1 protein-coding gene is annotated in these 446 nt (G+C 66.6%); it reads left to right on the forward strand.

All coding sequences use genetic code 11. The annotated features are described in order from the left end of the window. The coding region (locus CVH10_RS17550; RefSeq protein WP_219924759.1) for a TraU family protein at positions 1 to 446 on the forward strand (446 nt) is incomplete at both ends.

The raw sequence follows: 446 nt of genomic DNA on the forward strand, positions 1-446 counted from the left end.
CGCCGCGTTCGCGCTGCTGCCGGCGCCGGCGAGCGCGCTCCCGGCCAACTGCACCGGCAAGTTCGTCAACCCGATCACCGACGTCTGCTGGTCGTGCCTGTTCCCGCTGTCGGTGGGCGGCGCGCACATCTGGCCGGGGAGCCGACCCGATACCAAGAACCCAAGCCTGCCGGTCTGTGCGTGCGGTTCGCCGATCCCGCGCATCGGCATCTCGATCGGCTTCTGGGAACCGGCGCGGCTCGTCGATGTGACCACCAAGCCGTGGTGCTTCCCGAATCTCGGCGGACTTCGCCTCAATCCGGGGCTCGATATCGGGCAGGGGCAGTATACCGGCCCGCTCATCAAGGGCGGCGCGACCCAGGCCAGCGCCAACTGGCAGGCGCATTATTACGTCTATCCCTTGCTCTACTGGATGGAGATCCTGACCGACTTCCTGTGTTTCGAAC

Source organism: Halomonas sp. ND22Bw, assembly GCF_003011945.1.
Lineage (GTDB): Bacteria > Pseudomonadota > Gammaproteobacteria > Pseudomonadales > Halomonadaceae > Halomonas > Halomonas halophila.